Here is a 21,639-nt window from a genome sequence, read left to right on the forward strand (position 1 = left end):
CTTTCCTGCGGCGGAAACCGCCGGGGTCGATGAGGGGTGCGGACCCGCTCAGACGAGGACCATCCCGCCCTCGACGGGGATCACCTGCCCGGTGATGTAGTCGGAGTCCGGGCCGGCGAGGAACACGGCCGCGGGGACGAGGTCCTCGGGTTCGGCCGGGCGGCCGAGGATGATGTCGCCGGCCATCGCGTCGAACCCGGAGCCGCCTTCGCCGATCCGCTCGAGGTCGCGGTCGAGCTTGTCCCACAACGGGGTCCGCACCACCCCGGGCGCGAACGCGTTGACGGTGATGCGGTGCTCCGCCAGGGCCCGCGCGCCCGCCTGGGTCAGCGAGATCACCGCGGCCTTGCTCGCGCAGTAGGGCGCGAAGCTCGGGAAACCCTGCCGGCCGGCGATGGAGGCGGTGTTCACGATCTTGCCGCCGGTGCCCTGCCGGATGAACTGGCGCGCGGCCTCCTGGCTGCCCACGACGACCCCGAAGGCGTTCACCCGGAGGATCCGGTCCCACACCGGCTCGGTGATGTCGAGGAACTTCTCCGGTTCGTTGAACCCGGCGTTGTTGAAGTACGCGTCCAGGTGGCCGAACTCCGCCGCGGCGAGCGCGACCGCGGCACGGACCTCGTCGCGGTCGGTGACGTCGACCCGCGCGTGGACGGCGCGGGCCCCGCTGTCGCGAATGGACTCGGCCACGGAGGCGGCGTCGGGTTCGTCCCGGTCGGTGACGACGAGCGCGGCGCCCTCGCGAGCCATCCCGCGCGCGAGGGCGGCGCCGATCCCGCGGCCCGCGCCGGTCACCAGGACCGTCCGGCCGGTCAGCCGGCCGGTCACGACCGCACTCCGGCCGGGATGATCCGCTCCGCCCGCAGTGTCTCGAACAGCCGCGCGAAGGAGTCCAATGTGCTGGTGTAGCCGGTGAAGCCCGCCTTGCGGCTCTTGCTCATGTCGGTCAAGCATTCGACGGGCCGGCCGAGGTCGCTGTCGGTGTGCCACCAGGACGCGACCCGGCCGACCTCCGCCTCGCGCAGCCCGTGCCGCTCGGCGATCCGGCGCCACACCGGGCCCGCGTCGAGCATCTGCCGCTCCAGCGGCGCCGGCTTGCCGTCGAACCCGGCCGGGGTCACGCCGAGCAGCGCGGCGATCCGCGGCCACATCCACCGCCAGCGGAAGACGTCGCCGTTGGCGATGTTGAACGCCTCGTTCCGCGCGGTGTCGGTGGTCGCGGCCCAGACCATCTGCTCGGCCAGCAGGCCCGCGTCGGTCATGTCGGTGAGCCCGTTCCACTGGGTCTCCGAGCCGGGGAACCGGAACTCGCGGCCGGTCTCCCGGCAGATCTCCGCGTAGACGGCGAGGGTCATGCCCATGTTCATGGCGTTGCCCACGGCGTGCCCGATCACGGTGTGCGCCCGGTGCACGCTCCAGGTGAAGCCGTGCCGCGCGGCGGCCGCGAAGAGCTCGTCCTCCTGGGCGTAGTAGAAGTTCGGCACGTCCAGCCGGGCCTCGTCCTCGTGGAACGGCGTGTCCGGCGTGACGCCGGCCGCGTACGCCTCGAACGGGCCGAGGTAGTGCTTGAGCCCGGTCATCAGGGCGACGTGCCGGGCACTGCCGCCGGCCGCCGCCAGGACGTCGCGCACGATGCCCGCGTTGACCTCGATGTTCTCCGCCTCGGTCGGGCGGCGGGACCACGCGGTGAGGAACACGTGCGTCGGCGCGACGTCCGCGAGTGCCGCCTGCAGCGCGGCCGGGTCCTGGAGATCCACCCGGACCGACCGGACCCCGGCGAGGCCGGACGGGCTCCGGGAGACCCCGGTGACCGCCCAGCCGCGTTCGGCCAGCCGGGCTGCCACCGCGGCCCCGGCGATCCCGGTGACCCCGACGACGAGTGCTGATTCGCTCACGTTCTCTTTTCCTTTTCGGTTCAGGTGAGGGCGGGGGTGCTCCGGCGCACCCGGGTGTAGATCGCGGCCGCGATGAGGATCAGGACGCCCTGGAAGAAGTACTGCCAGCTCTGGTTCAGGTTCAGGAACGTCGTCGCGTTGAGGACCTCCTGGATGAGCGTGGCGCCCAGCAGCGTCCCGATGAACGACCCGCGCCCGCCGGCCAGGCTGGCCCCGCCGAGCACGACGGCGGTGATGCTGGAGAGCGTGTAGCTCACCCCCTGGGTCGGGTCGCCGACCCCGATCTGGGCCATCAGCAGCAGCGCGCCGAAGAACGTGAGCACCGCGCAGCCGACGTAGGCGAGCACGTGGATCCGGTCGACCTTCAGCCCGAGCCGGCGAGCCGATCCCTCGTTCGAGCCGGCCGCGCGCAGCTCCCGGCCCCACCGCGTGAAACGCAGCGCCAGCTCCAGGGCGACGGCGACCACGACCGCCACGACGAACGCGATCGGCACGAACCCGACGGACGCCGTGATCACGCCGGTGACCGAGGAGCTGATGAACCCGCCCTGGAAGGGCCGCAGCAGCAGGGAGATCCCCTGCAGTCCGATGTAGAGGGTCAAGGTCGCGGCCACCGCGGTGAACCCGCCGAAGCGGACGAGCACGCCGTTCAGCAGCCCGGACACCCCGGCCACGGCGAGCATGATCACGAACGCCAGCACGATCACGCCCGGCGACCGGCCGTCGGTCACGAAGAACGAGGCGATGACCACCAGGAGCCCGGCGAGCGGGCCGACCGAGAGATCGATCCCGCCGGTCATGATGGCGATCGTCTGGCCCAGGCTGAGGAACGCGAGCGCGGTGAGCAGGGTCAGCAGCGAGGTGACGTTGAACGGCGCGAGGAACCGGACGTTGTGCGCGAAGGTGTACGCGCCCAGCGCGAGGATCACCAGCGCCAGCACCAGGCTGGGGGCGTAGTCACCCTTGGCGAGGTCACGCAGCCGCGTCGCCTTCGCCGCCTTCGCGGGAGGAGCCTCCTGGCGGTGGGTCGTGGCGTTGACGACCGCGCCGGTGATCTTCTCCTCCGTGACGTCCTCTCCGGTCAGCTCGGCGACGACGTGGCCGCGGGAGAACACCACGACGCGGTCGCAGAGCCCTTCCAGCTCCTTCGCGTCGGAGGACACGACGACCACCGGCACGCCCGAGGCGGCCACGTCGCGCATGATCGTGTAGATCTCAGAGCGGGCGCCGACGTCGACGCCCTGGGTCGGCTCGTCGGCCAGCAGCAGCCGCGGTGCGGCGAGCAGGGCGCGCGCCATCACCACCTTCTGCTGGTTGCCGCCGGAGAGCGCCATCACGTTCGCCTCCGGCGACGCCGTCTTCACCGACAGCTTCGCCAGCTCGGCGGCCACGCGAGCGCGTTCCCGCCCGCCGGCGACCACTCCCGCGCGGGCGAACGACGGCAGCGCGCCGACCGCGGCGTTCTCCCGGACCGACATCGCGGGCAGCAGGCCGTCGGCGTGCCGGTCGGCCGGCATGTACGCCGTCGCCCCGACCAGGGCGCGGCCGCGCAGCCGCTCGCCGTCGAGCTCGATCCGCCCGGTGGCCTGCCGCAGGCCCGCGAGCGCGCGGAGGAACTCGCTCTGGCCGTTGCCGGCGATGCCCGCGAGCCCGACGATCTCCCCGTGGTGCGCGACGAGCCGCGCGTCGTGGAAACCGTCACCGGACAGGCCGTCGACCTCCAGGGCGACCTTCGCGCCCGCCGGATCGGGGTGCTTGGCGGGGAACGTCGACGCCAGTTCCCGGCCGACGATCATGCGGAGCATCTCGTCGTCGGTGAGGTCGGCGACGTTCGCGTGGCCGCGCGCCCGGCCGTCGCGCAGCACGGTCACCTCGTCGGCGATCTCCCGCACCTCGGCCAGCCGGTGGGTGATGTAGACGACCGCCGTCCCGCGGGCGGTCGCCCGGCGCACCTGGTCGAAGAGGATCTCCGTCTGCTCGGGGCCGAGCGGCGCGGTCGGCTCGTCGAGGATCAGCACCTTCGGCTCCAGCGCGATGGCCTTCGCCAGCTCCAGCAGCTGCTTCTGCGCCACGCCGAGGTCGTCCACCCGATCCTGCAGCCGCAGGTCGGAGCCGACCCGGCGCAGCAGGTCGAGCATCCACGCCTTCGGATCGCCCGCCGGCATCCGCGACGCCGGCACGGCGAGCCGGATGTTCTCCGCGACCGTCATGTCGGCCAGCACGGCCGGGTGCTGGTGCACGATCGCGATGCCGAGCCGGCTCGCCTGGTCGGCGGTCAGGACGGGGACCGGTTCGCCGTCGACGGTGATCCGGCCTTCGTCGGGCCGGGTGGCGCCGGAGGCGATGCCCATCAGCGTCGACTTGCCCGCGCCGTTCTCGCCCAGCAGCGCGTGCACGCGTCCGCCGAAGACGTCGAGCGACACGCCGGAGAGCGCCCGGACGGGCCCGTAGTGCTTGGAGACGCCGGAGAGGCTCAGCGCCGGAACCTCGGTCATGGTCTGCTTCCTCTACTTCAGGGCGGCGATCTGGTCGGCCTTGGACAGGGAACTGGACACGAAGGCGTCCGACGGGAGCTCCTTGTCGCAGGTGACCGGGTGCGGCTGGCCGGTGATCGAGTCCTCGAACGGCGACTGCGGGTAGACGGTGCCCTGCGGCGCCACGCCACCGGTGGCCTTGGCGACCGCGACCTGGATCGCCAGCCGGGACATGGCGTTCTGCGAGGAGACGGTGAACAGCGGGAACGCGTTGCCGGCGTCCTTCTGCTGCTGCCAGTTGCAGGCGAGCTGGTTGGCGTCCTCGGTGGCGATCGCCGGGATCTTCCGCCCGGCCTGGGCGAACGCGGAGAACGAGCTGGCCAGGGCGGCGCCGAAGTCGGTGGTGATGGCGTCGATCTCCGGGTTCTTCGCCAGCGCGGCGGTGATCACCTTCTGCGTCTGCGCGGCGTCCCAGTTGGTCACCTCGTACGGCGTGGTGCCGACGAACTGGATGTCCGGGTGGTCCTTGAGCACGCTCTGCATGCCCTTGTACTCGTCGAGGCTCTGCGAGTTCGCGGGCGGGCCGCCGAGGTTGAGCACCTTCCCCTTGCCGTTCAGGGCCTTCACCAGCCACTTGGCCCACAGCACGCCGGCCTGCTCGAAGTTGGTGCTGACGAACGTGTCGTAGTCCTGGCCGGGCGTGCCGCCGGGGTCGACCCGGTACGGGACGGTCACCACGCCGGCCTTGTGCGCGCTGCGCAGGGCGGGCAGCACGGCCTGGCCCGCGTCCGGGAACACCACGATCGCCTGGGTCCCCTTGGCCACCAGGCCCTGGATGTCGGAGATCGCCTTCTGGGTGTTGCCCTGGCCGTCGGTGTAGGTGAACGACGTGACGCTCGGGCACTTCGCGACCTCGGCCTTGGCCTCGGCGGTGGTCACCTTGCGCCAGTTGTTGTCGCCGAAGCCGTCGGCCAGGCCGAGCGAGACCTGCTTCGAGCCGCACCACGACGGCCCGTTCGCGCTCGCGGGCCGGCCGGCCGGGCTGCCGCCGGAGCCGTCTTCGCCGACCGCGCAGCCGCCGGCGACGAGGGTGGCCGCGGCCGCGCAGGACAGCACTGTCCTGCGGAAGTACGAGGGAGCCATGGGAAACCTTTCTAGGGCTGGGTCCGGGCCGCCGGCGCGCGGTGGAACCACCCGCGCACGACGGACCAGTCGACGGTGTAGACGGCGACGCCCGCGCCGAGCGCGACCGCCTGGACGATGTTGTTCGTCGCCGGGCTGACCCCGAGGGTCAGCACGAACTGGTCGAGCTGGCTCAGGAACAGCGCCGCGACCGCGCTCGCGACCGGGCTGCCCTTCCCCCCGAGCAGCGACGTCCCGCCGAGCACCACGGCCGCGACCGACGGCAGCAGCAGCGAGTCGCCCTGGAACGCCCCCGGCGTCGTCACGACCCCGGCGAGCAGGATGCCCGCGGTGCCGTACAGCAGCGACGCGCCCACGTACGCGCCGAGCTGGTGGCGCCGCACGCGAAGCCCCGCCAGACCGGCGGCGGCCGGGTTGTCGCCGACCGCCTCGAACCGGCGCCCGGCCACCATGCGCTTCATCCCGAACCCGGTCACCGCGACGAGCACCGCGGCGAACCAGACGGAGTACGGCAGGCCGAGGAACCGGCCGGTGGCCATCGCGTGCAGCGCGGCCGTGGTGCTCGCCGGCGATCCGCCGGACACCCCCAGCACCACGGCGTAGAGCAGCGCGTTCGTCCCCAGCGACGTCACGATCGCGGACATGCCCAGCCGGCTGACGACGAGCCCGTTGAGCAGTCCCGCGGCCAGCGCCGCGACGTAGGCGAGCAGGATCGCCGGGAACAGCTTCCCGTTGTCCCCGTTGGGGTAGTGGGTCACGATGATGACGCTGAGGGACACCGTGCCCGGCACCGACAGGTCGATCCCGGCCTGCTGCACGACCAGCGTCTGCCCGAGCGCGACCACGGCGAGCACGGCCGCGAAGGGCAGCATGCCCTGCAGCGAGCTGCGGCCGAGGCTTTCCGGCTGCAGCACCAGGCTGACGAGGAACAGCAGCGCGGTCGCGACCAGGATAGTGACCAGTCCGCGCGAGGCGCGCACCGGCGTCGTCCGCCGGAACAGGCCGGGCCGTCCGGACGGCTTCGCGGTGCCCGGAGCCGGGGGTGGCTCGGTGACCATTACGGAAACCCCTGTCGGGTCGCTCATCGCAGTGCTCCTCGGGTGCTCGCTCGCACCGGTTCGCGGGCAGGACGAATCGTGTCCACAGTGGATCCGGGGTGGACACTCGGGATTGGTTGGCCGCGGGACGTCTTCCCGCGGCGGGTTCAGCCGACCTTGACCAGCAGCTTCTGGGCGTCGCCGTCGGGGTCGAGCAACCGGTCGAACCCGCGCGGCACCACGTCGGCGACGTCGATCACCTCGGTCAGCACCCGTTCGACCGGGAAGCGGCCGGTGCCGACGAGCGCGATGATGCGCGGGAAGTCGTAGACCGGGTAGCACCAGGTGCCGACCAGGCTCAGGTCCCGCTGGGACAAGGCCATCGGATCGATCGTCGCGGGCCGGACGTGCAGGCCCACCTGGGTCGCCGTGCCGTGCGACCGGAGGCCGGCCAGCGCCGCGCCGAGCCCGGCCTCCGAGCCCGAGCACTCGGCCGCGACGTCGGCGCCCACCCCGCCGGTGAGGGCGCGGACCACCTCCGGCACGTCCTCGGCCAGCGGGTCGAGGACGGTGGCGATGCCGAAGGCGTCGAGCAGGGCCCGCCGCCGCGCGTTGGGCTCGCTCACGATCACCTGCGCCGCCCCGGCCGCGTGCGCGTACAGCGCGGCCAGCGCGCCGATCGGCCCGGCGCCGGTGACGAGGATGGTGTCCCCGGGCCGGAAACCGGTGCGGTCGACGCCGTACGCGGCGACCGCGGCCGGCTCGACCAGCGCGCCCTGCACGTCGGTGACCGACTCGGGCAGCACGGCGATCTGGTAGTCCGGGACCACGACCTGCTCGCTGATCCCGCCGCCGTGCCAGCTGAGCCCGGTGCACGCCATCTCCGGGCAGAGGTGGTTGAGCCCGCGCCGGCAGTAGTAGCACTGTCCACAGTAGATCAGCGGCATCACCGCGACCCGGTCGCCGGCCCGGATGCCGGTGACCTCGGCGCCGACTTCCAGTACCTGCCCGGAGAACTCGTGCCCGAGGACCTGAGGGGCGGCCGCGTGCGAGAGCGGGTGCGGGCTGGTGGGGATGACGATCGGCCCGGCGGCGTACTCGTGCAGGTCGGTGCCGCAGATCCCGCACAGGGCCGGCCGGACGCGCACCTCGTGCGGCCCGACCCCGGCGGGTTCGGGCACGTCCTCGACCCGGATGTCGTGCTTGTCGTGGAAAACCGCGGCGCGCATGCTCTTCTCCTCGTGCTGACCGAGGCCCGCGCAGCCGGGAGCCGGGCGCGGACGGGCGTCTGGTCGCCAGGGTTAACCCCGTCCGACGCCGTTGTACAGCGACAGTGAACTGTGCGGACCTCCCGGAGTCAAGACCGAGCTTCGAAATTTCCGAAACCGCGAGGTCAAGACTCTTTTAAGCTTGACAGGCACCTCGGACGGACTGTTCACTGCCAGCAAACGACCTGGGAGGAGTCCCATGGACCTCGGTTCCCGTCTGGGCCACCTGACGTATTCGACGCTCGTCCATCCCGGCGACACGTGGGACGAGATGAGCACCAGCCTCGCGGCCTACCTGCCGGAGGTGAAGCGCCGGGTGTCGCCGGACGCGCCGTTCGGGGTGTCGCTGCGCCTGTCCGGCGCCTCCGCCGACCAGCTCGCGGGCGACGTCGCCGCGCGGGAGAAGGTGAAGCGGTACCTGGCCGAGAACGACTTGTACGTCTACACGGTGAACGCGTTCCCGCACGGGCCGTTCAAGGGCCGCTCGGTGATGGAGGACGTGTACGAGCCGGACTGGAGCACGGAGGAACGCGTCACCTACACGACACGGGTGGCCGACGTCCTCGCCGACCTCGCCGCGGACGGGGTCGAGCCGACGATCCAGACGGTGCCGCTGGCGTACCGGCCCAAGGTCACCGGCGAACCCTACGTGGACCTGTTCACCCGCAACGTCCTGCGGGTGGTCGCCCACCTCGTCCGGCTCGAGCGCCGCACCGGGCGCCGCGTGAAGCTCGCCCTCGAGCCGGAACCGTTCTGCTTCCTCGAGACCATCGAGGAGACCGTCCGCTACTTCACTTCGCGGCTGTACTCCCGCACCGGCGCCGAGACGCTCGCCGAGCTCGCGGACCTGCCGCTGGCGGACGCGTACGGGGCGTTGCGCCGGCACGTCGGGATCGTCTTCGACATCGGCCACCAGGCCGTCGAGTTCGACGACATCCCGGCCTCCCTCGACCTGCTCGCCGAGGCCGGCGTGCCGATCTTCAAGCTCCAGCAGGCCGCCGCGCTCTGGGTGCCCGAGGTGACCGGCGACGTCGTCCGCGAGCTCGAACGCTTCACCCACACCATCTACCTGAGCCAGACGTCGGAGCTGCGCGACGGCACCCTGAAGCGGTACCTCAACCTCACCGACGCGATCGCCGCGTGGCAGCGGGAGCCCGGCGGGGCGCGCGAGTGGCGCACCCACTTCCACGTCCCGGTCTTCCTGGACGACCTGGGCCCGTTCCGCACCACGCGGTTCGCCGTCGAACAGGCGCTGGACCGGCACCGGGCGCGGCCGCAGTCGTCGCACCTGGAGATCGAGACCTACACGTGGGACGTGCTGCCCGAAGACCTCAAGACGGGCGACATCACCGACTACGTGGTCCGCGAGCTGGAGTTCGTCCGGGACCGGCTCACCGGCGGCCCGGCGGCTTGACCCCGGACCGCGTCAAGCTACAGTGAACAGCACAGACCGACGGGGTGAGGAGCACGGCGTGACGGGGAAGAACGGGGCGGAGGCGGACCACCCGGTGGCCGCCAACATCGGTGAACAGCTGCGGGTCCGGCGGCAGGCGGCCGGGCTGTCGCTGCGGCAGTTCGCGCGCGACCTCGGCGTCTCCGCCGCGTTCGTCTCCCAGATCGAAAACAACAAGTCGCAGCCGTCGGTGGCGACGTTGTACGCGATGTGCAGTGCTCTCAACGTCTCCATCGACGAGCTGTTCAACAGCGCCGGGGCCGCCGCGGCGCCGGTGGCCGCCCCGGAAAAGCACAGTTTCCACGGCGCCTTGGCGAAACTCAGCGAGGAGCAGTCGGACCAGGCGAGCCCGATGCTGCGTCCCGGCGAACGCCGTCAGCTGGTGCTGGACACCGGGGTCGTCTGGGAGCAGCTGTCCCCGATCCACGACAGTTCCGTCGACTTCCTCCGCGTGCGCTACGAGGTGGGCGGCAGCTCCGTCCCCGACGAAAAGCTGACCCGCCACTCCGGCATCGAGTACGGCTACATCATCAGCGGCACGCTCGAGGTCGCGCTCGCGTTCGAGACCTACGAGCTGCACGCGGGCGACTCGATCGCGTTCGACTCCACGACGCCGCACCGCCTGACCAACCGGGGCGACGTCCCGGTCGAAGCGGTCTGGTTCGTCCACGGCCGGAAGGCCGCCCACTGACGGTCCGCGCTTCGCTCCCCCTCTGTTTCGCCTTCACCGCCACGGTGCGGCCGGTGGACCGGATCGCCACGGACCCCGAGCTGCTGCGGTGGCTCGAAGTCACGGGTCTGCTCACCGGCACTCCCCCGGCCGGCGAACCCGGGATCTCGGCGCAGGCCCGCGAGCTGCGCGAGGCGATTCACCGCGCGGGCCTCGCCGTCGCCGCGGGCACGGTCCCCGACGGGCGCGACGAAGCGACGTTGAACCGGTGGGCCGCCCGCAGCCGCGCGACCCGGGTCCTGGACCGCGGCCGGACCACCTGGGCGTTCCCGGCCGACCGGCCGGTGCCCGCGGCCCTGGCCTTGATCGCGGTGAACGCCATCGAAACCCTCGGCGGCGCCCACCCGATCCGCACCTGCACCGGCTGCGGAGCGTTGTTCGTCGACAGCAGCCGGCCGGGCACCCGCCGCTGGTGCTCGATGTCCACGTGCGGAAACCGGGCGAAGAAGGCAAACCGGCGCGGTTTCCGGGACGAAAGCGCGAGTTGACGCCACGAACGCCGGACGGGCCGTTCCGCGAGGCGATACGGTGACCGCATGTACGTGACGCCGTCGCCGCCGCCTGTCACTCGTCCTGGTGCCGCGCCTGTCTGGTGGCACGTGTTCGGACCGGGGTTCGCCGCGCTGATCGGGCTGTTCATGCTGACCGTGGTCTACCGGTTCGACGGCATGTCGGACGTCCAGCGCGCCCTCCACCTGTCCGGCCAGAGCCTGCTCCTGGTCTCCTACCTGGCCGGGACGGCGCTCGCCCTGCCCGTCGGGCTCCTGCTCGGCGCCCGCTTCCCCATCGCGGTGACCATCCCCGCGCTCGGCTTCCTGTTCCTCGGCGTCCTGCTGGCCGCCTTCGCCGACGCCGGTGGGCTCCTGATGGTCGGCCGGGCCCTCGAGGGGCTCGGCACCGGCGCGGCGGCCGGGGCGACGGCCGCGCTGATCCGGAAGCTCCGTGAAGGACGCGGTGTCGTCGCCGGGGTGACCGCCGGGCTCGCCGTGCTCGCCCTGGTGGCCGCGCCGGTGATCGGGCAGCTGATCTCGGAAGCGACGGGGTTCCGGGTGAGCCAGCTGGCCGCGATCCCGTTCCTGCTCGTCGCGCTCATCGCCAACGCGGTTGTCGGTTTCGTCAAGCTCGCCGCGGGCAAGCGCCAGGTTCCGAACGGCACGCCGTACCCGCCGTCGGGGCCCGCCGGACCGTGGCACCCGGGCAGCGCCTGACGCACCGCCGAGCCGGGGGGCCTTGAGTCGTAACGACTATGCCTGAGCGCCGCCCGGCGCCCACGTTCACGTGAACGGGTACCTCGGCGGCGCCCCGTCTCCACCGGTTTCCGCGGCACCGGAAATGGTCCCCGCAGGCAGAATGCGATGCGCGAAAACTCTTCGCGATCCGCCGTCTCGTTGGCCGGGCACGGCGAAGTCCCGATCACCGTAGCTCCGATCGCGGGCGGGCAACGGGTTTCCTTGCGCACATCACCCTTTCCGGGGCGACGACGCGGCCACCGGCACCAGCGGATCAACACCGGCGTCTTCGACCGCCCAGCCGGATCTGCTGTTCCGGGCGTTCCCGCACGCGTGGTCGGCGCCCCTGCCGGCCGAGCTGGACAGCTGGCCCGCCGCGGTCACCGGAGCTTCGCCCGCGTCACGGGTCCGCGCCGAAAAGCCGGGTCCGGCGAGCACGCAGGTGCCGGGCGAAGCGGTGGTCCACGCCCTGGCGGCCCTGCTGGGCACCGAGCCGTCCGCGGTGCCCGCCCACGCGAAGTTCACCGGAGTCGGCTTGGATTCCCCGCTCGCCGTGGCGTTGACCCGCAAGCTGCAGAGCGACCTGGAGGTCGCCCTGACCCCGGCGGAGATCTGGGCGCACACCTCGACTCGGTGTTGGTCGAGTGACGTGAACCGGCTGGTGGCCGGCACTCCCCCGGCCACTGGCCAAAACCGGAAACCGCCACGGGTCTTCTCCGTCGGCCCTGGCCGGGCCGGGCCGCGAGCGGCACACTGGCTGACCGTGCGTTGCCGTCGAGGTGGCGCCTTCGGGGAGGAAGTCCCGTCATGCCAACGACTCGGAACGCCGGACCGCGCCCGTGGAAGCTGCGCGGCAAGGTCGGTGCGGCCGTCAGCCTGCTGCTCGTCATCGTCGCTCCCGGAGCGGCAGGAGCCGCCGAAGCAGCCGGATCGGCGGGTGCGCCGGCGCAGTTGCCCTCGAACGAGGCCGTCAACGTCGTCGCCGGGCAGCTCGACGACCTCGGTGCGAAGACCGGGCTGGCCGGTCTCGCCGTCGACGAAGACCAGCGCGTCGTCACCGTTCACTGGAAGGGCGTCGCGCCCGAGGCCGCTCGTGCTTACGTTGCCGGTCGGCCGCTGGGGGTCTCGGTCCGGCTGGTCGAAGGGGCCCGGTACTCCCGGGTGGAAGCCATGGCCGCCGCGCGGCGGCTGGCCGACAGCTCGCTCGGGCGGCGGATCGGGCTGCACTCCGTGGCCGTCAACGCGGACGGCTCCGGGGTCCGGGCTCGCGTGCCCGGGACGTTCGCACCCTTGAGCGCCACGGACCGGAGTGCCGCCGCCACCGTCGCGGGGACCAGCGTCACCTTCGAAACCCGGGCACCAGCGGAAAAAACCGCCGCGCGGTACAACGACACGCCGCCGTGGAAGGGCGGCATCCGTGTCTACCAGGCCGGTTCGGCCTGCTCCACCGCCTTCGCGGTGCTGTCCGGCTCGGCCGGCCGGTTGCTCAGCGCGCACCACTGCGACGAAAGCGCCAACGCCGTGGTGACCGACGGCGCCGGGCAGGTCATCGCGCCCGGCGGGGCTTCGGTCAGCGGTATCGCCGACATCGACTCGCAGCTGATCGACCCGTCCGCCTCTCCCGCCACCACCCCGCGGATCTACACCGGCGGCTGGAACAGCGCGACGCTGGCGCTGGTGAAGGGCTGGGCGCGCAACTACGTCGACAACACCGTCTGCACGTCCGGCGCCACCTCGGGCCAGCACTGCGGCAAGGTCACCGACGACACCGTCACGTCACCGGGCGCCAGCGGCAACTTCTACATCGAGGCGAAGGCGGCCGCGGGCACGGTCATGGTCGCCGGCGGGGACAGCGGCGGAGCCGTCTTCGCCACGGTGACCGGCGGGGTGCAGGCCCGCGGCGTCATCCTCGCCGGGGCCGGGGCCGTCACGTGCGGCGCCACCAACCCCGACATTTCCGTGCCGCACTGCTACAACACGCTCGTCTACGCCCCGATCAGCGTCGTCCTCAGCACCTGGGGCGTCCGGCTCGAAGTGGGCTGACGGCTCCGGGGTCACGGGTCGTGCGGGGTTGTCGAATGGATTTTCGTGATGTGGTCACGGAGTTCGGCGGCTCCGCGGTGCCCGAGCCGGTCGTAGGTGGCCAGTGCGGCGTAGAGGTGTTCGAGGGCCGGGCCGGTTTCGGCGAGGGCCAGGTGGACCGAGCCCAGCTGTTCCCGTGCTTCCGCGACCAGCACCTCGTCACCGGTGGCCGTGGCGAGGTCTCTGCCGCGCTCGGCGAGGTCGAGGGCCGACCTCAGGTTGTCGCGCTCGGCGCTGAACGCGGCGAAGTCGATCAGGATCTGGGCCTGGTCGCGCGGGTTGGTGTCCCGGCTGCCGGCCTCCAGGGCGCGCCGGAAGTACTGTCGCGCCTCGTCGGGCCGGCCGGCGAGCTGGTAGGCCTCGGCCAGGTTGCTGTGGACCATCGTGGTGAAGTGGCCGCAGTCCGCCGCTCCCCGCGCTTCGCCGGTCGCCTGGTGCAGGACCCGGATCGCTTCCCCGGGGCGCCGGTCGTTGAGGTGGACCGCGGCCAGGTTCAGCAGGGCGGTGGCCGCGCCCAGCCGGTCGCCGAGGGACCGGCGCAGTTCGTAGGCTCGCCGGCACGCGGCCACGGCGTCGTCCACCTGCCCGAGCAGACCGTGCGCGATGGCGAGCCGGCCGACGATGAGGGCTTCCCCGGCGGGGTCGCCGGCGCGCACGGCGGCGTCGGCGGCGCGCCGGTAGAGCTCGATCCAGCCGGTGCGGGGATAGCGGCGGTACAGCCACCCGTACAGGGCCGCGGCGATCTGCCAGGCGAGTCCGGGGTGGTCCCGCTCGGCGAAGGTCACGGCGGCGACGAGGTTCTTCTCCTCCCGCCCGAGCCAGTCCAGCGCGGCCGCCTCGTCGGCCGGCGCGATGGGCCGGGTGGCCGACTCGAAGTTGGGCCGCTCGCGGGGGCGGAGGACCCGATCCGCCGCGTTCGCGGCGTCCCGGTACCAGGTCAGGACGCGGACGGCGGCGGCGTCCCGGTCCGCCCTCGTCACGTGGGTGACGGCCCGCTCGCGGGCATAGAGCCGGACGAGGTCGTGCATCGCGTAGCGCCCGGCGCCGGAGCCGACCACGAGGTGCGCGTCGGTGAGCTGGGCCAGCCGCTGCGCGGCGGGCGGCCGCGGCAGCCCGGCGAGGGCGGCGACGGCCGGCAGGGAGATGTCCGGCCCCGGCGAAAGACCGAGCAACGCGTGGAGCCGGCGCACCGGCGGACGCAGGTTGGCGTAGGACCGGTCCAGCGCCACCCGCACGGCCGCGTCGGGGTCGTCGGCCACCTGCAACGCGGCGAGCCTGCGGTCCGTCCCCAGTTCGGCGGCGTACCCGGTGACGGACAGCTTGCCGTTCTCGGCCAGCGTGGCCCCGGCGATCCGCACGGCGAGGGGTAACCGGGCGCACAACCGGGTGATCTCGAGCGCGGCCGGGTGCCCGGCCGCGACCCGGCCGGCACCGGCGATCTCACTCAGCAGCACGCACGACTCGTGCGTGCCGAGCGAGCCCACCGTGATCCGCCGCGCACCGTCGACGGCGACGAGCCCGTTCAGGGTTCCCCGGCTGGTCACCAGCGTGAAGCACTCCCGGCCACCGGGGAGCAGCGAACGCACCTGGTCCGCGCTCGCGGCGTCGTCGAGGACCACCAGCATGCGCCGGTCCGCCACGAGCGTGCGGAACAACGCCCCGGCCTCGTCCGCCGACTTCGGCAGGTCCGCGACGGGAACACCGAGGGCGCCGAGGAACCGCGCCAGCGCGTCGGACGGCGAGGTCGCCGGCAGGTCGGCGAAACCGTTGAGGTTCAGGTAGAGCTGGCCGTCCGGGAAGCTGTCCCGCCTGCGGTGCGCCCAGTCCAGGGCCAGTGCGGTCTTGCCGGCGCCGGCCATGCCGGCCAGCACGACGACCGACGCGCGGTGGGCCCCGAAGGCGTCGTCGAGCGCCGCGAGTTCGCCGGCGCGCCCGACGAACGGCCGCGCCGCCGCGGGCAGCTGCCGCGGCACCACCCGTTCCGCGGAGTTCGGGCGCCCGGCCACGACCAGGCCGGGGTCCGCCCGCAGGATGGCGTGATACAGCTGCTGCAGGGGCGAACTGGGGTCCGCGCCGAGCCGGTCGGCGAGCGCCGTGCGCGTGTCGTGGTAGACGGTGAGCGCTTCCGCGCCCCGGCCGTCCCGGTAGAGGGCGAGCATGAGCGAGGAGACCAGCGACTCGCGGGTCGGGTACCGGGCCACCAGGTCGGCCAGGGTGGCCGTCGCCTGGCGATGCCGCCCGGCGGCCAGATCGGCCTCCGCCAGTGCCTCCCAGGCCGTCAGGCGCAGTTCGTCCAGCCCGGCGCCGAGCCGGTACCGGAGCTCCTCGTCGATCACGTCGGCGAGGAGCGGGCCACGCCAGAGGTCGAGCGCGGCGCGGAGCAGGCCCGCCTTCTCCTCGGGGTCGGCCGACGCCAGCCCGCGGGCCGCCGTCGCGCGGAACCGGTGGACGTCGATGGTTTCGGCGTCGGTCTCCAGGAGGTAGGCCGGCCCCAGCGTCACGATCCGGCAGTCGCCCCGGCCGTCCCGCCGGGGGTCGAGCAGGCGGCGCAGGCGCGAGACGTGGGTCTGCACCATCGCCCGGCCGTTCGGCGGCAGGGAGTCACCCCAGAGAACGTCTTCCAGCCGGGCGAAGGACACCGGTTCGCCGGCTTCGAGCAGCAGCACGCCGAGCACCAGGCGTTGGGCACGGCGCCCCAGATCGAGCTCCTCGGTCCCCCTGCGGACGCGCAGAGGGCCCAGCAACCGGAAATCCATCTTCCTCCCCGCCGCATGATGCCCGCTCCCGGCACGCCCGTGTCAAGCCGCCGTCAAGGTGACCGGAGCAGACTCCCAGCTCACGGGTCACCGAAGAGAGGAGTCAAGGAATGTCCTGCGGGGCAAGGAAACCACTGGCCGTCGTCTTCACCGGAGCGACCGTTCTGCTCGGGCTGGTGCTCGGCGCCGGACCGGCGGCGGCCGAGACCACCAGCTGCACCATCCCCGCGTCCGGAATCGGCTGCTCGACGAGGGCGATTCCGGCGAACAGCTCGCAACACGCCGTCAAGATGACGGTTTTCGCGCCGGACGGCGGAACGACCACCTGCCGGGTCCACGATGCCGCGAACGGCATCGAAGTGGGGATTCTGAGCAACAGCAGCCGTCTCGTCGCCAAGACCAAGGTGATCGCCGGCCTCTACGGCTCCTACTTCCTGAGCTGCCTCAAAACGGGGGGCGGCGGTGGTGGCGGCGGTGCGCTGACCAACGGATCGTGACCAACCGAAAAAGGGGAGGAAACGACATGATTCGGAGAACGATCGCCCGCGGCACCACGATCGCGGCCGCGGTCGTCGCGTCACTGGGGGTGGCGACGACGGTGGCACTGGCGGGCGACGACAACCACAACGGCCAGGTCGACTACGGCGACACGGGCACCGCGGTCCGGTGCGCGCAGCACGTCGTGCACACCTACGCCGGGATCAGCGTCGGCGGGAGCGGCGAGGACGGCGAATTCGGCCCGTCGACGAGGGAAGGCGTCCGGACCTACCAGTCCGGGGAGGGCCTTGGCCGCGACGGTCAGGCGGGCCCGATCACCGGGCACGACATGCGCACCTTCGTCGACCAGCTGCACCGCCAGGCGATCCGGGACCACGACAACGCACTCGTGCAGGACACCACGCACTGGCTGAACGTCTGCCCGGGCGCGGCGAGCGTGTTCAACTGAGGGAGGAAAAGCTCATGACCAACCGATCCGGTGTGTTCGGAAAGATCGCGGCGGGCGTCACCACGCTGCTCGCCGCGATGGCGCTCACGCTGGTGCCGTCCGGCGTCGCGTCCGCGGCGACACCGCTGTGCACCACCATGGTCAACGTGAACCGTGGGGGCAACAACCTCTCCGTGCCGGCGACCGGCAGCGGGGACGTCACCTGTCTCATCAGCAGGACCCAGGCGGCCAACTCCGCGGTCGTGCGAGGCCTGCAGTACACGCTGAAGACCTGCTACCCGACCGTTCACCTGGCGAGTCCCTACTCGTCCGAGCTGGTGGGCAACCTCTCCGTCGACGGCAGTTTCGGGCCGAGGACGGAGGCCGCCCTCAAGGGCGTGCAGTCGAACATCGGCACCACCCCGGACGGCGGCTACGGCAAGAACACCCGCAACGCGATGCGGTTCACCTCGAACGACGTCCCGGGCCGGTGCTACCACTACTGACGGCCGACCGGGGACGGCGCCGGCGGAACCACGGTTCCGCCGGCGCCGCGGCCGGCCGGGCGACGTCTCAGCCGAACGGGACGTGGCCCAGGCGGTACCCGACGCTGTGGACCGTGCTGACCACTTCGCGGCCCAGCTTCCGGCGCAGGTGGTAGACGTAGGTGTCCACAATAGACTTCGACTGCCGGTCCGGGAAGACGAGCGCGTGCAGGCGGGCCCGGGAGACCACGCGGCCCGGCTCGGCGCCCAGCACCGCGATCACCGCGCACTCCTGCCCCGTCAGGCTCACGCGGGTTCCGTCCTCGCGGATCACCACCCGGCGGGCCACGTCGACCCGTGCCGCTCCCAGGTGCACCGTTCCCGTGCGGTACGGGCTCCGCCGGTGCAACGCGCGGAGCCGCGCCAGCAGCTCCTCGGCCTCGGTCAGGCTGTCCACGCAGTCGTCCGCGCCCGCCTGCAGGCACCCCACGCGGTCGCGGACCTGGCCGTCCGCCGTCAGCATGATCACCGGGGTCAGCACCCGCGCCCGGCGCATCCTCTTCATGAGGTCCAGACCACGTCCGGACTGGAGCTGCCAGTCCAGCACGATGACGTCGAACTCCCTCGACAGCGCCCGGTCCAGCCCGCCCCGGGCGTCGGTGGCCCGTTCCACCGCGCAGTCCGCGGCGCCGAGCGTGTCGTCGAGCCGAGCCGCGACCTCCGGGTCACCGGTGATCAGCAGCACGCGGATCACCGTGTTCGGCGGCCGCTGCTCGAGCACGGACGCAGGGCCGGGACGGACGCCCATGGAATTCCTCCTCGGCTCCGAGGCCCCGCCGGAGGCGGGTGCCGATCCCGGAGCGCCACGGAGGGCGGGGCCCGCCCTCCTCGTCGCGGCCGTGCACCCCAGGATGTTGTTCTACTTTCAACTACTAGCACAAACCGGAAACTTTCCATACCTCCTCATGGCCGGTCCGTTCCCGACATGAGGGTCAACCGGCGGCCGCGGCCGGTTCCGCGCCCGGGCGCAGCGCGGCCGGCAGCCGCGCCGCCACCGTCGCGAGCGGGGAGTCCGGCAGCCAGAGCAGCCGCGTCCCGCGCCACAACCCCGGATCGGCCAGCCGCACCAGGACCACCCCGTCCCCGGGCGGCTCGTGCGGTGACAGGACCGCCACGGCGCGGCCGAGCCGGACCAGCGTCTCGGTGCTCGCGCGGTCGAGCCCGCGGTGCCGCAACCGCGGGCTGAACCCGGCCCGCGAACAGGCCTCCTCCAGGCTGCGCCACTCGTCCGCGGACTGTTCGACCGGCGCCGCCCAGGCCTCCCCCACCAGGTCGGAGAGCACGACCGAGCGCCGCCGGGCCAGCCGGTGCCCGGCGGCCAGCGCCACGAAGAGCGGCTCGCGGCCCAGATCGTGGTCGAGGAGGCCGCCCAGCCGCGGCCGGGGCCGGTGCGCGTGCTCGGTGAGCACGACGACGTCGAGCCGGCCTTCTTCGGCCGCCGTGAGCAGCTCTTCGGCTTCGCCGCCCACGCGGGTTTCGTGGTCGCAGCCCGGGAGCAGCTCCGCCAGCGCGGTCGTGATCCGCGGGAGGTGCCTGCTGTCGGTGGCGCCGATGCGCACCGTCGTGCTCGGGTCGACACCGCGGCCGAGCGCGCGGGCGCTGGCGACGAGCTCGTCGAAGCGGGCCAGCAGGTCCCGGGCCTCGGCGATGAACTGCGTGCCGAGCGGCGTCGGCACCACCCCGCCCGCGCGGCGCTCGAACAGCTTCGCGCCGAGGTCCTGTTCGATGCGTTTCAGCTGCGCGGTCACGCCCGGCTGGGCGACCCCGATGGCCATCGCCGCGCGCCGGATGCCGCCCGCGTCGGCGACCGCCACCACGAGCGCGAGGTGCCGCAGGGTCAGGTCCATCGCCGCCCGATCCGGCGCAGGCCCGGGGCGACGACGGCGCAGCCGGCGAGGGAGACCGCGGTCGCCCACCCGGCCGTGACGTGCATGGCGTGGACGTACGCCGCGTCCGCCGCCGCGGTGAGGTCCGGGCGGGACAGGGCCGCCGCGGCCGCCCTGGCGCCCTCGGCCGAGCCGCGCGCCTGCTCGGCGGCCGGGCCCGCCACGCCGCTCAGCGCGGGGGCGATCGACGTGCGGTAGGCCAGCGTCAGCACGGTGCCGAGCACGGCGACGCCGATGGTGCTGCCGAGCGGCCGGGTGACGGTGGCCAGCGCCGCCCCGGCGCCGGCGCGGTCGTCCGGCAGCCCGCCGACCAGTCCCGAGGTCAGCGGGGCGAACGCGAGCCCGGTGCCGAACCCCTGGACGAACAACACGGCGACGACGGGCGCGATGGCCGTGTGCTCGTCGAAGAACAGGTAGGCGGCGTAGGTCAGCGACGCGGCGACGAGACCGGTCGAGACGGTCGCGCGGGCGCCGAACCGCTCCACCGCGGCCGAACACACGCGGTTGCCCGTCACGATGCCGACCGCCGCCGCGAACATGACGAACCCGGCTTCACCGGGGGTCAGGCGGTGCACGCCCTGGAGGTAGAACGCGCAGTAGAACAACTGCCCGGCGAGCCCGGCGAAACTCAGCAGCAACCCCAGGATGCCGGTGCCGAACCCGCGTTTCAGCAGCAGCCGGACGTCGAACGCCGGGTGCCGGGCGCGCAGCTGGTGCACCACGAACACCGCGAGCAGCGCGACCCCCACGGCCAGCGCGAGCAACGCGGGCCCGGTGACTTCGCGTCCACATTGGACGATCCCGCCGACCAGCGCCGCGAGCCCGAGCCCGGACAGCGCCGCGCCCGGGAGGTCGAGCGGCCGCAGCCGGCCGGGCACCGGGAGCGCCGGCAGGAACGCGCCCAGCAGCAGCAGAACCAGCACGAGCGGGACGTTCACCAGGAAGACGGCCGGCCAGGCGAAGTGGACCAGCAGCAGCCCGCCGAGCACCGGCCCGATCGCGACGGCCACCCCGGCCGCGGACGACCACAGGGCCACGGCCCTGGCCCGCCGCGCGGGCGGGAGCCCGGCGGTGACGAGGGTCAGCGTCGCCGGCGCGATCAGCCCGCCCCCCGCGCCCATCACGGCGCGGGCCGCGATCAGGGCCACGCCGTTCGCGGACAGCGCCGCCGCCACCGACGCGGCGCCGAGCAGGGCGAGTCCCGGCAGCAGCACGCGGGACGCACCGAACCGGTCGGCGAGCGCGCCCCCGGTCAGCGTCACCGCGGCGAACACCATCGGGTACGCGCTGACCGCCCAGGCGAGTTCCCCGGTGCCGGCGCCGACCCCGCGGACCGGGTCGGCCAGGACGTCGATGGCGACGTTCATGATCGTGCTGTCGAGCAGGACCAGGGTGTGGGAAACCAGCGCCACGAGCAGCATCAGCCGCCCTCGCGCGACCCGCGTCGCCTCGCCGCCGGAGACGGCGGAGGAGCCGGTCACGACATGTGCTCCCGGCCCCGGGCGAACTGCAGCGCGTACCGGGCCACGCGGCCCCCCAGGTGCTCGGCCGTCGCGAGATCGGATTCGTGCATGGCGGCGGGCTGCTCGTCGAGGTTGGACTGGGCGGCCGCGCCGAGGTGGAAGCCCAGCCGGTTGAGGTCGTCCGGGCCGCCCTTGGCGGAGTTCCAGCCGGGCAGCAGGCCCAGGCTGACCCACAGCATCCCGTGCTGCGCGGCCAAAGTGGCGAAATAGGACAAAGTGCTCGATTTGTCGCCCGCCTTGGACCCCGAGTTCGTGAACCCGGCGGCGAGCTTCCCGGTCCAGCGACCGGTGAACCAGCGCCGGCTGGTGGCTTCGGCGAAGGTGTGGAACGCCGCCGACGCCGTCCCCATGTAAGTGGGCGCGCCGAAGACGATCGCGTCGGCGTCGTCGAGCCGGAACCAGTCCTCGCGGGCGATCCGGCCGACGTCGACCGGGTCCACCAGGACGCCTTCGACCGCCTTGGCGCCGGTTTCCACCGCCTCCGCCAGCCGCGCGGTGTGCCCGCGGCCGCCGTGGTAGGCGAGCGCGACCCGAACCTCGGAAGTCACCGCTGCTCCTTTCGCCGCTACGGTGCGCAAAATATGGCACGGGAACCTGAGAGAGCGATCAAGAATCACCCGAACACCACCTGGCGATATTCTCAAAAACCGATAACCGCCGAGTTATCACCGGTTGGTATTTGATTTCCGAAGA

General features: G+C 72.8%; 20 protein-coding genes and 1 pseudogene. 9 read left to right on the forward strand and 12 right to left on the reverse strand.

Annotation, left to right across the window (positions count from 1 at the left end; genetic code table 11):
- Positions 1 to 48: 48 nt before the first annotated feature.
- From ACH54P_RS07905 to ACH54P_RS07930, 6 genes are all read right to left on the reverse strand, one after another.
- On the reverse strand, positions 49 to 828 hold the full coding sequence (locus ACH54P_RS07905) for an SDR family NAD(P)-dependent oxidoreductase (protein WP_489911681.1): 780 nt from the start codon (positions 826 to 828) through the stop codon (positions 49 to 51).
- A complete protein-coding gene (locus ACH54P_RS07910; RefSeq protein WP_489911682.1) occupies positions 825 to 1,895 on the reverse strand; it encodes an SDR family oxidoreductase in 1,071 nt (356 codons plus the stop codon). The genes ACH54P_RS07905 and ACH54P_RS07910 overlap by 4 nt, the downstream gene beginning before the upstream one ends.
- A gap of 20 nt (positions 1,896 to 1,915) precedes the next feature.
- Positions 1,916 to 4,390 (reverse strand): ATP-binding cassette domain-containing protein, encoded by a 2,475-nt coding sequence (locus ACH54P_RS07915; RefSeq protein ID WP_489911683.1) that lies wholly within the window; start codon positions 4,388 to 4,390, stop codon positions 1,916 to 1,918.
- A 12-nt stretch (positions 4,391 to 4,402) separates the two neighbouring features.
- Complete coding sequence (locus ACH54P_RS07920) at positions 4,403 to 5,512, reverse strand: substrate-binding domain-containing protein (RefSeq protein WP_489911684.1); 1,110 nt, start codon at positions 5,510 to 5,512, stop codon at positions 4,403 to 4,405.
- Between the two features lie 11 nt (positions 5,513 to 5,523).
- Positions 5,524 to 6,597, reverse strand: a complete 1,074-nt coding sequence (locus ACH54P_RS07925) for an ABC transporter permease (protein WP_489911685.1) — start codon at positions 6,595 to 6,597, stop codon at positions 5,524 to 5,526.
- 119 nt (positions 6,598 to 6,716) lie between these two features.
- Positions 6,717 to 7,778 (reverse strand): 2,3-butanediol dehydrogenase, encoded by a 1,062-nt coding sequence (locus tag ACH54P_RS07930; protein WP_489911686.1) that lies wholly within the window; start codon positions 7,776 to 7,778, stop codon positions 6,717 to 6,719.
- 238 nt (positions 7,779 to 8,016) lie between these two features.
- On the opposite strand from ACH54P_RS07930, the gene eboE reads away from it, so the two are divergent.
- From eboE to ACH54P_RS07950, 4 genes are all read left to right on the forward strand, one after another.
- On the forward strand, positions 8,017 to 9,231 hold the full coding sequence (gene eboE / locus ACH54P_RS07935) for a metabolite traffic protein EboE (protein ID WP_489911687.1): 1,215 nt from the start codon (positions 8,017 to 8,019) through the stop codon (positions 9,229 to 9,231).
- Between the two features lie 58 nt (positions 9,232 to 9,289).
- A complete protein-coding gene (locus ACH54P_RS07940) occupies positions 9,290 to 9,961 on the forward strand; it encodes a helix-turn-helix domain-containing protein (protein WP_489911688.1) in 672 nt (223 codons plus the stop codon).
- Positions 9,958 to 10,488 (forward strand): CGNR zinc finger domain-containing protein, encoded by a 531-nt coding sequence (locus ACH54P_RS07945; protein WP_489916353.1) that lies wholly within the window; start codon positions 9,958 to 9,960, stop codon positions 10,486 to 10,488. The genes ACH54P_RS07940 and ACH54P_RS07945 overlap by 4 nt, the downstream gene beginning before the upstream one ends.
- 111 nt (positions 10,489 to 10,599) lie before the next feature.
- Positions 10,600 to 11,208, forward strand: coding sequence for an MFS transporter (locus tag ACH54P_RS07950; RefSeq protein WP_489911689.1), 609 nt, complete (start codon positions 10,600 to 10,602; stop codon positions 11,206 to 11,208).
- A 252-nt stretch (positions 11,209 to 11,460) separates the two neighbouring features.
- On the opposite strand, the gene ACH54P_RS07955 is transcribed toward ACH54P_RS07950, so the two are convergent.
- The gene (locus ACH54P_RS07955; protein ID WP_489917149.1) at positions 11,461 to 11,754 is read right to left on the reverse strand and encodes a hypothetical protein; all 294 of its coding nucleotides are present in this window, start codon (positions 11,752 to 11,754) and stop codon (positions 11,461 to 11,463) included.
- Between ACH54P_RS07955 and ACH54P_RS07960 the strand changes: the two are divergent.
- A pseudogene (locus tag ACH54P_RS07960) lies at positions 11,732 to 11,797 on the forward strand (hypothetical protein); the annotation flags it as partial. The gene ACH54P_RS07955 and the pseudogene ACH54P_RS07960 overlap by 23 nt on opposite strands.
- Positions 11,798 to 12,036: 239 nt before the next feature.
- Positions 12,037 to 13,272, forward strand: a complete 1,236-nt coding sequence (locus tag ACH54P_RS07965) for a chymotrypsin family serine protease (RefSeq protein ID WP_489917151.1) — start codon at positions 12,037 to 12,039, stop codon at positions 13,270 to 13,272.
- Between the two features lie 11 nt (positions 13,273 to 13,283).
- On the opposite strand, the gene ACH54P_RS07970 is transcribed toward ACH54P_RS07965, so the two are convergent.
- A complete protein-coding gene (locus tag ACH54P_RS07970) occupies positions 13,284 to 16,067 on the reverse strand; it encodes an AfsR/SARP family transcriptional regulator (protein WP_489911690.1) in 2,784 nt (927 codons plus the stop codon).
- A gap of 176 nt (positions 16,068 to 16,243) precedes the next feature.
- Between ACH54P_RS07970 and ACH54P_RS07975 the strand changes: the two genes are divergently transcribed.
- The 3 genes from ACH54P_RS07975 to ACH54P_RS07985 are packed head-to-tail and all read left to right on the forward strand — an operon-like array spanning position 16,244 to position 17,498.
- Positions 16,244 to 16,564 (forward strand): hypothetical protein, encoded by a 321-nt coding sequence (locus ACH54P_RS07975; protein ID WP_489911691.1) that lies wholly within the window; start codon positions 16,244 to 16,246, stop codon positions 16,562 to 16,564.
- 26 nt (positions 16,565 to 16,590) lie between these two features.
- On the forward strand, positions 16,591 to 17,013 hold the full coding sequence (locus tag ACH54P_RS07980) for a peptidoglycan-binding domain-containing protein (protein ID WP_489911692.1): 423 nt from the start codon (positions 16,591 to 16,593) through the stop codon (positions 17,011 to 17,013).
- A 14-nt stretch (positions 17,014 to 17,027) separates the two neighbouring features.
- Positions 17,028 to 17,498 carry a peptidoglycan-binding domain-containing protein gene (locus ACH54P_RS07985; protein WP_489911693.1) on the forward strand — a complete coding sequence of 157 codons (471 nt, stop codon included), beginning with the start codon at positions 17,028 to 17,030 and terminating at the stop codon, positions 17,496 to 17,498.
- Between the two features lie 67 nt (positions 17,499 to 17,565).
- Here ACH54P_RS07985 and ACH54P_RS07990 read toward each other — a convergent pair whose 3' ends face one another.
- The 4 genes from ACH54P_RS07990 to ACH54P_RS08005 form a co-directional block, all read right to left on the reverse strand.
- A complete protein-coding gene (locus tag ACH54P_RS07990; RefSeq protein ID WP_489911694.1) occupies positions 17,566 to 18,285 on the reverse strand; it encodes a response regulator transcription factor in 720 nt (239 codons plus the stop codon).
- A gap of 184 nt (positions 18,286 to 18,469) precedes the next feature.
- The gene (locus ACH54P_RS07995; protein WP_489911695.1) at positions 18,470 to 19,384 is read right to left on the reverse strand and encodes a LysR family transcriptional regulator; all 915 of its coding nucleotides are present in this window, start codon (positions 19,382 to 19,384) and stop codon (positions 18,470 to 18,472) included.
- The gene (locus ACH54P_RS08000) at positions 19,375 to 20,904 is read right to left on the reverse strand and encodes an MFS transporter (RefSeq protein ID WP_489911696.1); all 1,530 of its coding nucleotides are present in this window, start codon (positions 20,902 to 20,904) and stop codon (positions 19,375 to 19,377) included. Before ACH54P_RS08000 ends, ACH54P_RS07995 begins: the two co-directional genes overlap by 10 nt.
- Entirely contained in the window at positions 20,901 to 21,494 is a 594-nt protein-coding gene (locus ACH54P_RS08005; protein WP_489911697.1) for a flavodoxin family protein, read from the reverse strand. The genes ACH54P_RS08000 and ACH54P_RS08005 overlap by 4 nt, the downstream gene beginning before the upstream one ends.
- Positions 21,495 to 21,639: the final 145 nt, after the last annotated feature.

This window comes from Amycolatopsis sp. N2S4-7 (assembly GCF_058119595.1).

What these genes read in the sequence shown, in the direction of transcription:
- ACH54P_RS07915 (WP_489911683.1), bottom strand. Translation starts at nt 4,390, where the DNA reads ATGACCGAGGTTCCGGCGCTGAGCCTCTCCGGCGTCTCCAAGCACTAC.
- ACH54P_RS07970 (WP_489911690.1), bottom strand. Translation starts at nt 16,067, where the DNA reads ATGGATTTCCGGTTGCTGGGCCCTCTGCGCGTCCGCAGGGGGACCGAG.
- ACH54P_RS07990 (WP_489911694.1), bottom strand. Translation starts at nt 18,285, where the DNA reads ATGGGCGTCCGTCCCGGCCCTGCGTCCGTGCTCGAGCAGCGGCCGCCG.
- ACH54P_RS07925 (WP_489911685.1), bottom strand. Translation starts at nt 6,597, where the DNA reads ATGAGCGACCCGACAGGGGTTTCCGTAATGGTCACCGAGCCACCCCCG.
- ACH54P_RS07985 (WP_489911693.1), top strand. Translation starts at nt 17,028, where the DNA reads ATGACCAACCGATCCGGTGTGTTCGGAAAGATCGCGGCGGGCGTCACC.
- eboE (WP_489911687.1), top strand. Translation starts at nt 8,017, where the DNA reads ATGGACCTCGGTTCCCGTCTGGGCCACCTGACGTATTCGACGCTCGTC.
- ACH54P_RS07980 (WP_489911692.1), top strand. Translation starts at nt 16,591, where the DNA reads ATGATTCGGAGAACGATCGCCCGCGGCACCACGATCGCGGCCGCGGTC.
- ACH54P_RS07965 (WP_489917151.1), top strand. Translation starts at nt 12,037, where the DNA reads ATGCCAACGACTCGGAACGCCGGACCGCGCCCGTGGAAGCTGCGCGGC.
- ACH54P_RS07995 (WP_489911695.1), bottom strand. Translation starts at nt 19,384, where the DNA reads ATGGACCTGACCCTGCGGCACCTCGCGCTCGTGGTGGCGGTCGCCGAC.
- ACH54P_RS07930 (WP_489911686.1), bottom strand. Translation starts at nt 7,778, where the DNA reads ATGCGCGCCGCGGTTTTCCACGACAAGCACGACATCCGGGTCGAGGAC.
- ACH54P_RS07920 (WP_489911684.1), bottom strand. Translation starts at nt 5,512, where the DNA reads ATGGCTCCCTCGTACTTCCGCAGGACAGTGCTGTCCTGCGCGGCCGCG.